This window comes from Pseudomonas spelaei (genome assembly GCF_009724245.1).
Classification (GTDB): domain Bacteria; phylum Pseudomonadota; class Gammaproteobacteria; order Pseudomonadales; family Pseudomonadaceae; genus Aquipseudomonas; species Aquipseudomonas spelaei.
This window is the reverse complement of the sequence record NZ_WNNK01000028.1, coordinates 1-15,220: the sequence shown is the minus strand read 5'-3', so window position 1 is coordinate 15,220 and position 15,220 is coordinate 1. Positions and strand designations below refer to the sequence as shown.

12 protein-coding genes are annotated in these 15,220 nt (G+C 58.9%); 5 read left to right on the top strand and 7 right to left on the bottom strand.

The features are described 5' to 3' along the window. Nucleotides 1-62: 62 nt before the first annotated feature. Nucleotides 63-641, bottom strand: coding sequence for a DUF4174 domain-containing protein (locus GNF76_RS25065; protein ID WP_155585768.1), 579 nt, complete (start codon nucleotides 639-641; stop codon nucleotides 63-65). Between the two features lie 261 nt (nucleotides 642-902). Between GNF76_RS25065 and GNF76_RS25060 the strand changes: the two genes are divergently transcribed. After that, nucleotides 903-1,133: an AbrB/MazE/SpoVT family DNA-binding domain-containing protein gene (locus GNF76_RS25060; RefSeq protein ID WP_155585767.1), complete on the top strand. Its 231-nt coding sequence runs from the start codon at nucleotides 903-905 to the stop codon at nucleotides 1,131-1,133. A gap of 37 nt (nucleotides 1,134-1,170) precedes the next feature. Here the strand turns inward: GNF76_RS25060 and GNF76_RS25055 are convergent, their stop codons facing one another. Continuing rightward, on the bottom strand, nucleotides 1,171-1,749 hold the full coding sequence (locus GNF76_RS25055) for a GNAT family N-acetyltransferase (RefSeq protein ID WP_155585766.1): 579 nt from the start codon (nucleotides 1,747-1,749) through the stop codon (nucleotides 1,171-1,173). 71 nt (nucleotides 1,750-1,820) lie between these two features. After that, nucleotides 1,821-4,178: a DNA polymerase II gene (locus tag GNF76_RS25050; RefSeq protein WP_178123566.1), complete on the bottom strand. Its 2,358-nt coding sequence runs from the start codon at nucleotides 4,176-4,178 to the stop codon at nucleotides 1,821-1,823. A gap of 231 nt (nucleotides 4,179-4,409) precedes the next feature. On the opposite strand from GNF76_RS25050, the gene GNF76_RS25045 reads away from it, so the two are divergent. Further along, a complete protein-coding gene (locus GNF76_RS25045; protein WP_155585764.1) occupies nucleotides 4,410-6,632 on the top strand; it encodes a TonB-dependent receptor in 2,223 nt (740 codons plus the stop codon). A gap of 100 nt (nucleotides 6,633-6,732) precedes the next feature. After that, a complete protein-coding gene (locus tag GNF76_RS25040) occupies nucleotides 6,733-9,822 on the top strand; it encodes an autotransporter family protein (protein ID WP_155585763.1) in 3,090 nt (1,029 codons plus the stop codon). A gap of 13 nt (nucleotides 9,823-9,835) precedes the next feature. Here the strand turns inward: GNF76_RS25040 and GNF76_RS25035 are convergent, their stop codons facing one another. Continuing rightward, the gene (locus GNF76_RS25035; RefSeq protein WP_155585762.1) at nucleotides 9,836-10,153 is read right to left on the bottom strand and encodes a protealysin inhibitor emfourin; all 318 of its coding nucleotides are present in this window, start codon (nucleotides 10,151-10,153) and stop codon (nucleotides 9,836-9,838) included. 10 nt (nucleotides 10,154-10,163) lie between these two features. Further along, nucleotides 10,164-11,207 carry a M4 family metallopeptidase gene (locus GNF76_RS25030; protein ID WP_155585761.1) on the bottom strand — a complete coding sequence of 348 codons (1,044 nt, stop codon included), beginning with the start codon at nucleotides 11,205-11,207 and terminating at the stop codon, nucleotides 10,164-10,166. A gap of 142 nt (nucleotides 11,208-11,349) precedes the next feature. Here GNF76_RS25030 and GNF76_RS25025 point away from each other — a divergent pair, with 142 nt between their 5' ends. After that, nucleotides 11,350-11,937 carry a hypothetical protein gene (locus GNF76_RS25025; protein ID WP_155585760.1) on the top strand — a complete coding sequence of 196 codons (588 nt, stop codon included), beginning with the start codon at nucleotides 11,350-11,352 and terminating at the stop codon, nucleotides 11,935-11,937. On the opposite strand, the gene GNF76_RS25020 is transcribed toward GNF76_RS25025, so the two are convergent. Beyond that, a complete protein-coding gene (locus GNF76_RS25020) occupies nucleotides 11,934-12,395 on the bottom strand; it encodes an SRPBCC family protein (RefSeq protein ID WP_155585759.1) in 462 nt (153 codons plus the stop codon). The two genes, GNF76_RS25025 and GNF76_RS25020, sit on opposite strands and share 4 nt — an antisense overlap. Before the next feature lie 130 nt (nucleotides 12,396-12,525). On the opposite strand from GNF76_RS25020, the gene GNF76_RS25015 reads away from it, so the two are divergent. Beyond that, nucleotides 12,526-12,936, top strand: a complete 411-nt coding sequence (locus GNF76_RS25015; protein WP_155585758.1) for a GFA family protein — start codon at nucleotides 12,526-12,528, stop codon at nucleotides 12,934-12,936. 21 nt (nucleotides 12,937-12,957) lie between these two features. On the opposite strand, the gene mrdA is transcribed toward GNF76_RS25015, so the two are convergent. After that, entirely contained in the window at nucleotides 12,958-14,850 is a 1,893-nt protein-coding gene (gene mrdA, locus GNF76_RS25010) for a penicillin-binding protein 2 (protein ID WP_155585757.1), read from the bottom strand. Nucleotides 14,851-15,220: the final 370 nt, after the last annotated feature.

Genomic DNA, 15,220 nt, shown 5'->3' with positions numbered 1-15,220 from the left:
ACACCTCGGCAGTGGTGACAGATAGCGCTTTAGAAGGAGGCCTTGACGCGTGTCATCAGTGCTCAATCATCCAGCTGTTGAGGCGCTGCCGATTTGCTTGCCTTGCCTGCCTTGGCACCCGCCTTGCCGGCTGGGGGCGCAGCGGGCTCTGCTACAGCCGGTGGAGCCAAGTCTTTCTCAGCCTGGGGCATCTGGTCGACGGCACTGAAGAAATCTGCCAGGTTGATGGTGTCCGGAGGCGTAGTCTTTTCGAGCTTTTTCTCGCCGTCCTTGCCCATCAAGATCACTTTGGTACCGCTGCCGGCTCCCAACTTGAGTGCGCGGATCAGTGCGTTGGTTTCAGGGGGGGCGAGTTTCTTGTTGTCCTTCGGGTCCTTGGCGATTTTCTCACCTTCGGCACCGATGCTCGTGAAGGACACGGTGTAGAGCACCATATTGCGGTCCTCGAAGGACTGCTTGTTGGCAGGCTCGTCCAGGGCTTTCCTGAGCGTGGCCAATGCAGGGTTACCGGAATCAAGCTCGACGACCACCAGCGGACGGGCTTTACCCACATCCTGCTTGAGCGGGTTGATATCATCGGCAGCCAACAGCGGCCCCGTAAAAGCCACCAAGGTAGCCAGGGTCAGCGACCGGATGAGCATGCGCACCTCCTTTGAATTCCATGCAGGGTTCTTGAGTTTCATGTCTGCGACAGTCAAATTCAAGGATGATTCCTACGAAACTTTCAGAAAGCGTAGGTCAGGATGCCCGTGACGCAAGGGGTTGGGGCACGTCAGGGCTCATTGTTTCTTTTGATTGCCAAGGCGTTCGGGTCACCCGATGCGCTGTACAGGCCATTGAGCCTCCTGGCAGGGAGTCGAGGTGTTAGGCTAGGACGTTCAATCGCTTAGCGGGAGCCCAACATGCACAGCAAACAAGTCACCATCGAAGACTGGGACGGCGACGGCGCCATTCGCCTGCCGGATGAAACCTTGCAGGAACTGGGGCTGGATGTGGGCGATACGCTGTATCTCGTCGAGACCTACGTCGGCACGCAGAAGAGCTTTGTGCTGTCGACTACGCCGAAGATTGCGGACCGGATGGATGAGTTGGTGGAGGAGCTGAGCCATGAAGCTGGGACAGCCTTGCGCTGAACCTGGCTTAACGCAGCCTCGACAGCTGCTACGGGGATCAGCAAGATAGCTTTTTCTGCAACATGGCCTTCACCTGCGGCCATTCCGAATCGATGATGCTGAAGCGCACCGAATTGCGCTTGCGGCCGTCGGGCATGATCCGCTCATGGCGGACGATACCTTCCTGGGTAGCGCCAATCCGTAGAATCGCCGCCCGGGATTTCTCGTTCAGTTCGTCAGTGGTGAACTGCACCCGAACGCAATTCATCACCTCGAAAGCGTAGGTCAGCAGCAGGAGCTTGGCTTGCGTGTTGATCCCGGTCTTCTGCATCGACTCGCTGAGCCAGGTGTGACCAATCTCCAGCTTTCGGTTGACCCGGTCGACCTTCCAGAACCGTGTACTGCCCACCACTTGGCCCGTGTCGCGACGTACGATAGTGAACGGTATCACCGTGCCCGCATCTCGCCCGGCCAAGGCAACATCAATGTACTGTTCAACGGTATCGGGGCCGGGGACGTTGGTCACCTTGAGGTTCCACAGTTGCCCATCGGCAGCGGCGTGCAGCAAGGCCGCCGAGTGTTCTCGTTGCAGGGGCTGGAGTTCGACCGTGGTACCGGTCAGCGTGATGTCGGTCATGGGGTGGTGGCGCCGTGTGGTGGTGGTCAGAGACGAAGATTGCAGACTCTCTGAACCTCAATGCAAGTCTTTCAGAACAGCCCCATCTGGCCACCGACCAAGGTGGTGAAGTCATCATTCACAAACGGCAAAATAGCATCAGCCACAGGCTGCAATTGCCGGGTGACGTAGTGATCATAATCAATCGGCGCCTGGCGCACTTCCAAAGGTTCGGGACCGTTGACGGTGATCACGTAGCGGATCCAGCCACCATTCTGGTACTGGCGCGGGCGTCCCTGGCGGTCATTGTATTCATCCGCCAGCCGCGCGGCGCGCACGTGAGGCGGGACGTTGCGCTCGTAGTCGCCCAACTGCCGGCGCAGGCGCTTGCGGTAGATCAGCAACTCATCGAACTCACCGCTCAGGGTGCGGCGCACATAGTCGCGCACATAATCCTGGTGGGGCTGGCGGTGAAAGATTCGCTGGTAGAGCTCCTGCTGAAATTGCCGTGCCAGGGGCGACCAGTCGCTGCGCACGGTTTCCAGGCCCTTGTAGATCATTTCCTCGCTGCCGTCGGCACGAGTGACCAGACCGGCATAGCGCTTCTTGCTGCCCTCCTCCGCGCCACGAATGGTGGGCATCAGGAAGCGGCTGAAGTGGGTTTCGTATTGCAGTTCCAGGGCGCTGTGCAAACCGAACTCATTAAGCAGGCGCTCGCGCCACCACTGGTTGACGTGCTGCACCAGGTCCAGGCCGATGCGCGTGGCGTCCTCCTGGGAATGGGCGCTGCCAAGCCAGACGAAGGTGGAGTCGGTGTCACCGTAGATCACTTCATAACCCTTGGCTTCAACCAGTTCGCGGGTCTGACGCATGATCTGATGGCCGCGCAAGGTGATGGACGACGCCAGGCGCGTGTCGAAAAATCGACAACCGCTGGAGCCGAGCACGCCGTAGAAGGCGTTCATGATGATCTTCAGGGCCTGGGACAGCGGCGCGTTGTGTTCGCGCTTGGCCACTTCACGCCCTTCTGACACCCGCGCCACAATCGACGGCAGGCAATGCCGGGTGCGAGAAAACCGCGCACCACGAAAGCCTTCCACCGACTCGCTGTCGTCAGGGTGGCGCAAGCCTTCGATCAGGCCCACCGGGTCGATCAGGAAGCTGCGGATGATCGACGGGTAGAGGCTTTTATAGTCCAGCACCAGCACCGACTCATAGAGGCCGGGCCGCGAATCCATCACAAATCCGCCGGGGCTGGCCTGGGGTGGCTTGTCGCCGAGGTTCGGTGCAACAAAGCCCTGGCGATGCATCAGCGGCATGTACAGGTGCGTGAAGGCCGCCACCGAGCCGCCGTTGCGGTCCGCCGGCAACCCGGTGACGCTGGCTCGCTCCAGGAGGAACTTGAGCAGGTCGGTCTTGGCAAAAATCCGCGTCACCAGCTCGCAGTCCTTGAGGTTGTAGCGCGCCAGTGCAGGCTTGTCCTCGGCGAACATGCGGTTGATTTCGTCCATGCGCTGGTATGGGGTGGAGATGGACTTGCCTTCGCCGAGCAAGGTCTGGGCGACGTTTTCCAGGCTGAAGGATTCAAAGGTCCAGGTGGCCGAACGCAGGGCCTCGATGCCGTCTATGATCAGCCGCCCTGCTGCGGCAGCGAAATAGTGGTTGCGACTGCCGTGTTCGCGCCAACCCATGACGTCGCCACCACGCCCGAGCAGTAGCGGCACCTTCAAGCGCTGCGCATGTTCGTGGAGGACGCGCAGGTCGAACTGCACCAGGTTCCAGCCGATGATCGCATCCGGATCATGGGTGGCCAGCCACTGGTTCAGGCATTCGAGCAGTTGCGCGCGGGTGTCGCAGTAGTCGAGTTTGAAGTCCACCGCGTCAGTTCTGTTGGGCGGGCCGAGCATGTACACCTGGCGCTCACCGCAGCCTTCCAGGGCAATGGAATACAAGTCACCTTGGGCGGTGGTCTCGATGTCCAGGGACACCAGTTTCAGCGGTGGCCGATAATCGGGCGCGGGTTTCATCTGCGCGTCCAGCAGCATTCCACCTTCGCCTGGCGTACCACCAAACCACACCGGGGCGGTGATAAAGCGTTCCATCATGTAGCGTTCGGGTGGGCGCACATCGCCTTCGTAGACGTCGACACCGGCTTTACGCAGGCGCTTTTCCAGGTCCATCAATTGTCGATGCTGACGAGTGTAGAGACCCAACACCGGACGGTGATGGAAGTCGCACAGTTCAAGGGGGCGCAGTTCAACGTCGCGCTCACCCTTGAGCAGCAGCTCGGTGGGCTTGCGGTGGGCAGCCGGGATAAACATCACCGAAGGCTGCACAGGTAGGCGGATATAGCGTGGGCCCTGATCGGTGGCCAGCCAGAAACTGACCTCGGTCCCCGCCGGGGTATCGCGCCAATGCCGGGTCAGGACAAAACCCTGCTGTAAATCCACCGTACCGCACCTCAAGAATCGCTTTCAGGGCGTGATTCTACTCGGCATCCCACCAAACGCGGCACGTTAACGGAAATTTCCTGCGCGCATGCGGACAGCAATCCGACAAAAATGTTGCAAGACATTAATAGTAATTATTATCATCCGCATCGGAGTCGTATTCGCGCAGTGGGGAAGCGCAACGTTGTTGCCCCTTTTCCTCACATTGACGGTACGCCGTCAGGATCGACCATGCCCACTCCCGCCCGACTCGCTGCGCCGTTTCGCCCCACCCTGCTCGCCCTTTGCTGCTCCCTGAGCTTCGCCGCGCACGCTGCCACTGTGCAGGATGCGAACAACAGCCAGGACAGCAATACACTGGAGTTGGGCGCCACCAGCATCAGTGCGCCAGCCATCACCGCCAATGCCCTGCCCCCGGTGTATGCCGGCGGCCAGGTGGCTCGCGGTGGGCAGTTGGGGGTGCTGGGTAATCAGGACATCATGGATGTGCCGTTCAGCATGTCTTCCTACACCGAGAAACTGATACGCGACCAGCAAGCCGAAACCGTCGGCGACGTGTTGCTCAACGACTCGTCCGTGCGCCAGGCCTCGGGCTATGCCAACCAGGCCCAGGTCTTTGTGATCCGAGGCTTGCCCCTCAACGGTGATGACATTTCCTATAACGGCCTGTACGGCATCCTGCCGCGCCAGATCATGTCCACCGACGCTCTGGAGCGGGTTGAAGTGTTCAAGGGGCCCAACGCCTTTATCAACGGCGTAACACCCACTGGTTCCGGTATCGGCGGCGGCGTGAACCTGCAACCCAAGCGCGCCGATGATGTGCCGTTGCGCCGTTTCAGTACCGATATCAGCAGTGATGGCCGCGTGGGCGAGCACCTGGATATCGGCCAGCGCTTTGGTGAAGACAATCGGTTTGGGGCGCGGGTGAACCTGTCCCAGCGTGAAGGCGATACGGGTATCGATGATGAGAACCAGCGTTCAAAACTGTTTGCCATAGGCCTGGATTACCGCGGTGATGCACTGCGCCTGTCGGGCGATTTTGTCTACCAGAAACAGCGGGTCAATGGCGGGCGTAACTCGGTGTTCCTCAATACCGCGACCGAGGTGCCCAAAGTACCCTCGGCGGATACCAACTACGCGCCACAATGGGGTGCCACCGACATCGAAGACACCTTCGGCATGCTGCGCGGCGAGTACGACCTCAACGACAACTGGACGGCCTACCTCGCCGCCGGCGCCAAACACACCAAGGAAAATGGCCGCTACTCGTCAGTGACCCTGACCGACAACCTGGGTAACGCCAACGTCACCGGCTCGCGCATCGCCCACCAGGAAGACAACACCAGCGCCATGGCCGGCCTGAACGGCAAGTTCCAGACCGGGCCGGTGAGCCACAAGCTGAACTTCGGGCTGACCGGTATCTGGACCCAGGCCCGCAACGCCTACGACTTTGACCTGACCAAACACCGCAGCAATATCTACAACCCCTCGGATATTCCGGAGCCCAAACCGGGTGGCTTCAAGGGTGGTGACCTGGGTGATCCAGGCATCACCGCCAAGACTTTCGTACGCAGCGCGGCAGTGTCCGACACCCTTGGATTCATGGATGACCGCTTGCTGATCACCGCAGGTGTACGACGTCAGGAAATGGTGGTCCAGGGCTACGCTTATGGCACCGGTACCCGCACTGCCAACTACGACGCGTCGATCACCACTCCGGTGTACGGCATCGTGTTCAAACCGTGGGACCACATCTCCCTCTACGCCAACCGCATCGAAGGTTTAGCCAAAGGGCCGACATCGCCTGTATCGGCCGGCGGGGTCAAAGTCACGAACGGCAACCAGACCTATGCACCGGCACGTTCGAAACAGCTGGAAGCCGGTATCAAGGTCGATATGGGCACCTACGGTGCGACGTTGGGTGTGTACCGCATCGAGCAGCCTAGCGATGGGTATTCGTTGATTAACGCGGCGGGCACTTCGGCGACTTATATCCGCGAAGGCAAGCAGATCAACAAAGGCGTGGAACTCAACATCTTTGGCGAACCGTTAGATGGCTTGCGCTTGCTGGGCGGTGTGACGGTGATGGATACCGAACTCAAGGATACGCAAAACGGCACCAACGACGGCAACCGTGCCATCGGTGTACCGACCTTCCAGCTCAATGCTGGCGTGGATTGGGACGTACCCGGCCTGCAAGGCGTAACGCTCAACGGCCGCATGCTGCGTACCGGTGGGCAATATGCCGATGCGGCCAACAACCTCAGCCTGCCGACCTGGAATCGCTTCGACGTGGGTGCGCGGTACAACTTCAAAGTGGCTCAGCGTGATGTGACGCTGGGTGCCACGGTGGAGAACGTGGCCAACAAGAAGTATTGGGAATCGGCGTTGGGTGGGTATTTGAGCCAGGGTGAACCGCGAGTGGCGAAATTGTCGGCGACCATCGATTTCTAATGGCTGCATCTGTTACCAGCGCACCTGATTGCCAGGGTGGGCTGGTAATAGCAAAGCGCTATGTAGGAAGATAGCGTTATACAAGAAAAGGACTTCCAGCATGTCGTTTACGCCCCGCCGTCTTGCCCTGAATATTTCATTGATCGTTTCCGGTGCCTGGTTTTCCCAGGCCAGCCAAGCAGAAATCGCGATTCGTACACCGACTACCGTTGCTCAGTTCATTGGCAGTGGTAACGGTATGGATCCAGGTCTATGGGTGTTGAGCACTGGCAGTATTAACACCGTCGGGACCTCGGTAGAAATCCGGAGCTCTCCGTCCTGGTATCCATATAGCCGTGTCAGTAACTACGGCCAGATTGTTTCTTCTGGCGCAGCGGCAATCGCTACGCGCGACTTCCAGAATGGCTCTGGATCCTACACCGTCGAAAACGCCGCAGGTGCGTTGATCCAAGGCGCGAATGACGCCATTCGGATCAATGCAGGCCTGGAAAACAACAGCGAAATCAAGCTCAAGAACAGTGGCACGATCCGGGCATTGAACGGACAAGCCCTGGACTTCAGTTCCGTAGTGGGAGAACGCGCCCGCACGACTATCGAGAACCAAAAGGGCGCGGTTATTCGGGCTGATGCCGGTGACGCCATCCGTACCGGCTCGCACGTTGACCTCACCAACGACGGCGAAATCAGCACCGGCGATTTACGCAGCGCGGCAGATACGTTCGATGCGATCAAGATCGGTTCTGCAACGGATGTTCAAATCACGAACTCCGGCCTGATCTCGGGCGGACGTAATGGCATCTCGGGGGAGCAGATCAAATATCTGCGCAACCTGGGAACCCTCCTCGGGCGTAACGGCGCAGGTATCACCTTGGTGGGAGACGGTCGCGTCTACAACGCCAACGGCACGATCATCGGCAGGCACGATGGACAGCAAACCAACGTCGACAGTGATGGCATTCGGATTGGCGGCATTGCCTATATCAACAACGCAGGGATCATCCAAGGTACTGGTGCCAGCGGATTGGATAAACACGGCCGGCCCAACACCAGCGACGGCGTGTCCATCGCAGGCGGCTATATCTTCAATGGCGGACCTGCCATTTGGAATACTCCGCGCTCGGGATCAATCACAGGGGCTGACAACGGCCTGCTGGTCAGTGACGGCCATGATGGTTCGGCGTTGGGTGCTACAACCCTGAGAAACTTCGTCGATCTTCGCGGGGTGAACGGGTATGGCGCAAAGTTCATCGGTGACTTTGATGATCAGGTTTTCAACGGGGGCCTGATCAGCGGCGGCAACGGTGTTGCGCTTGATCTGGGAGGCGGCAATGACACCTTGACGCTGCTCCATGGGGCGCGTTTTGAAGGATTGGTGGACGGAGGCACAGGACACAACACAATGATTCTGGAAGGCTACCAACACTTTTGGTATCCCGACCCACCTGATGGAACCCTGGGCGAGACCCGTAATTTTGAATCGCTGCAGGTCCGTAGGGGTTATTGGGTACTCAATAGCCAAGGTGACTTCAGCCAAGGCGCACAGGTGTTCAACGGCGGTCTACTGGACAACCAAGGCTCTATCGCTGGCAACGTTTTGGTTAACCAAGGCGGCGAATACCAGGGCCGTGGCTCAGTCGCCAACCTGACCATCAATGGCCGACTGAACACCAATACGACCGTTGGAGCGCCGCAAGTCAACGGCAACCTGATCATGGGCACAGGGTCCACTTTCTACTTTTCGACCAACTCAGATGGCAGCGCGGCGACAACCCATGTGACCGGGAATGCCAAGCTCAATGGTGCTTACTTGGTACCGAACTCGGGACCTGACTATAACTATCCGTGGCATAGCCGTTACACGATACTTGAGGCTGGCAGCATCACTGGAACCTTCGACGAAGCGTACCTCAATTACTACGCCTTTCTGACCCCGAAACTCAGCTATGAAGCCAACAGGGTAGACCTGAGTTACACCCGCAACGACATTGACTTCATGGAGTACGCCCGCACTGCCAACGGCGCCCGAGCGGTTCAGAGCATCGAGTCAATCAGTTGGAGATATCGGGATGACATGTACGGTCCCTATCCACCGTTTTTTTGGCAGCCAAACCCGCTGAACGACGCCCTGCTCAACACCTCGGAAGCCACCGCCAGCGCCGCCATCGAAGCCCTTGCTGGCAGCAGCAACGCTAACCTCAGCAGTGCCACCCTGACGGCCAGCGCCCTGGTCGGCACATCAATGCTGTCCGCCATGCGCCAGATAGGCAACGGCGCAGGCTTGCTGGTGGGGCTTGAATCGACACAAACCCCGGAGCTGGCAGCCACGGGCGTACCGAGCAGCGCACGCAACCTCAATGACCCGAACGCACGCGGCCGCGTCTGGCTGCAGGGCATTGGCAGCTACGGCAAGCTCGACGGTCAGCACGGCAGCGACGGCATGCAGCAACGGACTCAAGGCAGCTTGTTGGGGGTGGATTGGTCGTTGTCTTCAACCTGGCGCCTGGGTGTCGTGGGTGGTTATTCAAAGACCAACCTGGACAGCCATAACGTCGACAACAAACTGCGCAGCTGGCACGTCGGTGGGTACGCCGTGCGCCAGGACGGTCCGGTGGCCCTGCGCCTGGGCGCTGCTTACAGTCACCATGACGGCGATAACAAGCGCACAGTCGAGTTCGAAGGTTTCAGCGACAAGCCAAAAGGCAATTACGACGCCGACAGCCAGCAAGCATTTGCCGAACTGGGCTATGCCTTGGGCAGCGGGCGTTTCAACATCGAGCCGTTTGCCAACCTGGGTTATCAGCGCTATCACCGCGACAGCTTCACCGAAAAAGGCGGTATTGCGTCACTCAAGGTCGATGCCCAAACCCAGGACAACTTCAGCAGCACCTTTGGCATGCGCCTGGCGCACCTGAGCCAACTGGACAATGGCATCAGCCTGACACCGCGAGCCAGCCTCGGTTGGCGACATGTGTATGGCAACCTCGACAGCGAAACCCGCCAAGCGTTTGTGGTGGGAGGGGATGCATTCAACGTCGAAGGCAGTGCGCTGGATCGCGATAGTCTGATGGTTGAAGCCGGGCTGGATGTCGGTTTGTCTGCACGACATACCCTGAGCGTCGGCTACAACGGTGAGTTGGGTAGCAACAGCCGCAATCACGCCGTAGTCGGGCAATGGCAGATGAGTTTCTGAGGTCTCGCAAACGTCAGGACACCAGCCCTTTGTCCCACAGCCGCACCAGTTCTCCAGGTGCCCGGTCTTCCGGCACCTGGAGCATCAACTGATCATCGCGGTCATCCTGGCGAAAGCGTACTTCGATTTGATAGAAACGCTGGTCGCCCCGCCCCGGCTCGGATGAGGTCAACGGCAGGCAACCCTTCAGCAGGCTGCAAATCTGCTCGCGCTCATCCGGATTGTACCGGGCAAACTCGATTTCACGGGGCCGACTCAGCATCGCCGTCACCCCGCCCTGACGGGAAAGCCGGACGGTGGCATCGCTGCCCAGGGGTGGCAGTTCTTTCATTGCATTCTCCTCACGCCAAGTCCACACCCACACCCGCCCAGGATTTCTGTACCGCCTTGCCCTGGGCGACGCCAAAACGTTCGCCGGCGTGCTCGACGGTCAGTGTGGCGAATGCCCGGAAATCCGCATCGTTATCCAGGCGTTTATCGCACAGGGTGTCGTACCAGATCTGCCCTGCCTGCACCCAGGCTGAGCCGCCCAGGGCGATGGCGGCCAGATAAAACGCCCGGTTGGGAATGCCGGAGTTCAGGTGTACCCCGCCGTTATCATCCTGGGTCACGACAAAGTCGCGCATATGCGCCGGTTGCGGGTCCTTGCCCAGTACCGGGTCGTCATAGGCCGTGCCGGGATGGGACATCGAGCGCAGGCCCTTACCCTTGACCTTGTCGGTGAGTAAATCGGCTCCGATCAGCCAGTCGGCCTGTTCAGCCGTCTGCTTGAGGACGTATTGCTTGGTCAGGATACCGAACACGTCAGAGACCGATTCATTGAGGGCCCCGGACTGGTTGCGATAGACCAGGCCCGCCTCGCTCTCGGTGATCCCGTGTGCCAACTCATGGGCCACGACATCCAGGGATCGGGTGAAGCGCTGGAACACCTCACCATCACCGTCACCAAAGACCATCTGCGCGCCATTCCAGAAGGCGTTGTCGTAACCTTCGCCGTAATGCACGGTGCCCGTGAGGGCCAGGCCTCGGTTGTCGATGGAGTCGCGCCCGTAGACTTGCCAGAAAAAGTCGTGGGTGGCACCCAGTGCGTCATAGGCCTCGTCCACCGCCGCATCGCCACTGGCGCGTTGGCCCTCGGCCCGCGTCAGGGTGCCAGGCAGGACGGTCAGGTGTTGAGCATCGTAAATACGGCGTTGCAATGTGCCGGGGGCGGTTTTCTCTGCCGCCGCGCCCATCACCGACGCAAGCCCCGGGTTGGGTAACAGCTGGCGAACATGGGTCAACGTGTTCAGCGCCCGGGAGCGTTGCCACTCTGAACCATGGTCTATCAAGCGATGGAGAATATACGGCGGAATAAATCCCGGGTATGGACCTTGACGGGACATGGGCGTTCTCCTTGTCGGACAGCTGTCGATACTGTTGTGATCAAGTTTGGCGCCAGAGGTTCGCTTTCGTCTGGTGGGGTGAGGTTGCGTATCGATGACTCGCCACTAGACTGAGGACTCCTCTCACATGGAAGTCCGTTCAATGAAAGCATTTCACTCCTTGCGCCAGGCCGTTGCCGTGGCGATTCTCATGTCCGCCGGCAGCCTTGCCGCCCATGCTGCCGATATCCCGCTGTCCAGGTCCCTGGAGGCCGATGAAGTGACCACCAGGGTGCTGGCCGTTGATCCTGCCAACCACCAAGTCGTACTGGAAGGCGCTGAAGGTCGCCAAGTGCATGTGCAACTCAGCGACCAGGCCAAGGATTTGGACAATTTGAAGGTCGGCGATCAAGTCAAGGTGCTGGTGACTCATGCGGTGGCCGCCGTACTGGACACTGACGTGGACACAAGCGCGCCGGACGCCAGCGAGAAGAGCGGCATAGTTCGTGCGACTGCCGATAATCCGAACCCCGGTGGCGCAGCGTTCCGTCAGGTGCAGGTGCAGTTGAAGATCACCCATATCGACCTGAAGAAAAACCAGGTCACCCTGGAAAACCCAGCGGGCCTATCGAAAGTGCTGACAGTCGAGAGGCCGGAAATACGTGCGGGCCTCAAAGACCTCAAGGTCGGGCAAAGTGTGTTGGTGACCTACACCGATACGCTGGAGATCACCACGGCTCACGAAGGCTAAGGGGATTTCCTCAGGTGAACCTCAATGTTGTTCATCTGCTCATCCCAGCCACGAGAGTTCATCTTGAAGGCTTTCTCGCGGCGCGCTTGGGGGACCGCGAGAAAACCTGATTCGACCACCCGAAGCAAGGTGCCTTCGGTGTGGTCTTCTAGCGCGAACTCCACCAGAGTCGGAGTCTCCGAGTCGTAGTCGATCCCCTCTTCTATCGCGTAAGGGTGCCAACTGAAAGAGAACAGCTTTTGCGGTTCAAGCCGTTCGATTCTTGCATTCCATTTAACATGCTCGTAACCCGGGAATGTGATCTGAGCTGCAATCGCCTGGCCGGCTACAAACTGTTTTCCCTTAAGGTCAATTCCGAACCAACTGCCAAATTGCTCGGCATCGGTCAGCGCTTGCCAGACCCGTTCATGCGGGGCCTTGAGCAGGACTTTTCGTTCAATGCGATCATGTACGTCCATAAGTCACCTCCTTCATTGACAGTAGGCCACATCGACCAATGCGCAACCTTTCAGTACCACATCACGGTACGAAGCTATCGGCGTGCGAGATAAATTGATTGGCCACTTTTCATTCAGACAAGGCTGATACATGAACGATCCACTGAAACCGCTCCATGGTAGTTGCTGTTGCAAAGCCGTGCGTTACCAGGTGGACCGCCTGGACATGCCCATCAGCCACTGCCATTGCCACAGTTGCCGTAAAGTCCATGCGACGGCGTTCGTCGCCACGGCTGGCGTCATGCGCGAGCACTTTCGCTGGACTCAAGGTGCAGAGCTTTTATCGTCTTTCGAATCTTCACCGGGCAAGCTCAGGCATTTCTGCTCGCGGTGCGGCTCACACTTGATGGCTGAACGGGGACATCAGCCCCATGTGATTGTGCGGGTGGCAACGCTGGATGACGATCCGGGAGAACAGCCGACGTGCCATATCTGGACGTCCCATGATGTGCCGTGGCTGTCGTACGAAGGGCTGGAGCAGTGGGAGGAATGGAAGGCATGAACAGGTTCATGCCTTCTCGCATCAGACGTGAGGATCGCCCGGTGCTTTACTCGGGGTCGCATATTGCGGCTTCAAATGGCCCTCCTGGTCCAGTAACCACGCGTCCATGATTTGCCGTACGACTGGACCTGCCACGCGACCACCCGCCTCACCGTTTTCGATCATCACAGAGATCACGATTCTAGGGTGTTCTGCCGGGGCGAAACCGACGAACAAGGCATTGTCTCGGTTGCGCTCCGAGGTCTTCAAACGGTTGTAGCGTTCGCCCTGTTTGATCGCTACCACTTGCGCGGTGCCGCTCTTGCCGGCAATGCGGTATTGCGCGCCTGCGGCTGCGGCCCGAGCAATGCCCCGAGGATCGTGCATCACCAATTGCATGCCGTGGTTGACCTGCTCCCAGCCACGCGGGTCCTTGAGGACGACGTTGGGCATCGGATGCTCATCCACCGGTGGCACACCATTGATGGTCTTGGCCAAGTGCGGCCGGTTCCACACACCTTTGTTGGCAATCAGCGCGGTGGCCTGGGCCAGTTGCAGCGGCGTGACCTGCATGTAGCCCTGGCCAATGCCAAGGATCACAGTCTCCCCCGGGAACCAGGGCTGGCGCCGAGTGGCGCGCTTCCAGGCCTGAGACGGCATCAAACCAGCCGACTCCTCGAACATGTCCAGGGAGACTTTCTGGCCGAGTCCGAATTCAGCCAGGTAATCGTGCAGGCGATCGATGCCCAGTTTGTGGGCCAGGTCATAGAAGTAGGTGTCGTTGGAGCGCATGATCGCCGCGTCCATGTCCACCCAGCCGTCGCCACTGTGGTTCCAGTTGCGGTATTTGTGATCGAAGTCCGGGAGCTGGTAATAACCAGGGTCAAAAACACGGGTCTGGGCGGTGACGACACCGCTGTCGAGCCCGGCGATGGCCACTTCGGGCTTGATGGTGGAGCCTGGTGCGTAAAGCCCGCGCAGAACCCGGTTGAACAGCGGTCGATCAAGGGAATCATGCAGCGCGGCGTATTCCTTGAAGCTGATACCGGTGACGAACAAGTTCGGGTCAAAACTGGGCTTGCTGACCATGGCCAAGACTTCACCGGTCTCTGGATCAAGGGCAACCACTGAGCCTCGACGGTCCCCCAAGGCCTCTTCGGCGGCTTCCTGAAGCTTGACGTCCAGGCTGAGGACGATGTTTTTGCCGGGAATCGGGTCGGTGTGTTTGAGCACTCGCAGCACACGGCCCTGAGCGTTGGTCTCGACCTCCTCATAGCCGACATGACCATGCAGTTCCGACTCGTAGAAACGCTCAATACCGGTCTTGCCGATGGACTGCGTACCGCGATATTCCACCGAGTCGAGGGCCTTGGATTCTTTCTCGTTGATGCGGCCGACGTAACCAATGGAATGGGCAAAGTGTGCCCCCATCGGATAATGACGGACGAACTGCGGCTCAACGTCCACCCCGGGAAGGCGGAACTCGTTGACCGCCAGCAAGGCGATCTGCTCTTCGGTCAGCTCATAGAACAGCGTCACAGGCACAAAAGGATGGCGAGCCTGCTTCATGGCCTTGTCAAACAAGGCCCGATCTTCGGCAGGCAGGTGCAAGAGGCTGACGATGGAGTCGAGTTCGCCCTTGAGGTCTGAGGCGCGCTCCCGGGTGATGATCAGGTTGTAGCTCGGCCGGTTATCCGCGAGCACTACGCCATTGCGATCGTAGATCAGACCGCGAGTAGGCGTAATGGGTAGGACGTGGACCCGGTTGTTTTCGGAGATGGTGGAGTGATAGTCGAATTCCACCACCTGCAGGAAATACATGCGCCCTACCAAAGCGCAGGTAATGCCGATCACAAACAGCGCGCAGGCCAGCAGCCGCTTGTTGACCAGACGGTTTTCTTTTTCGTGATCCTTGATCGGTATCGGTTCAGGCATTTCTACAGCATCTCGTGGAATAAGGTCGACGCCGCTTCCTGCGGATGAACAATCAGTCCCTGTGAAAATGTGCTGCACCATACCAAAAATGCGGAAACACTTTGCATCGATTTCCCCAACGGCAATCTTTCCGGGCTTATTCGTGCGTATTTATCAAAACTATTGCTGCTATTCGTGCATTTTTATCCACCTCAAGTCCCTGGAGGCTTGGCACGGCCGAACAGGTCGAGCCCTGGTTCCATGAACCCTCTGACGCGGTGGTCTTCAACAAAGAATCGACTTGGGTTCCAGAAAAGCGTTCAGACCAAAAGTTATGCGCAGGGCCATTGCATAGAAAGCCGGGACTTTAGGCAGGCAGACGCCCGGGGAT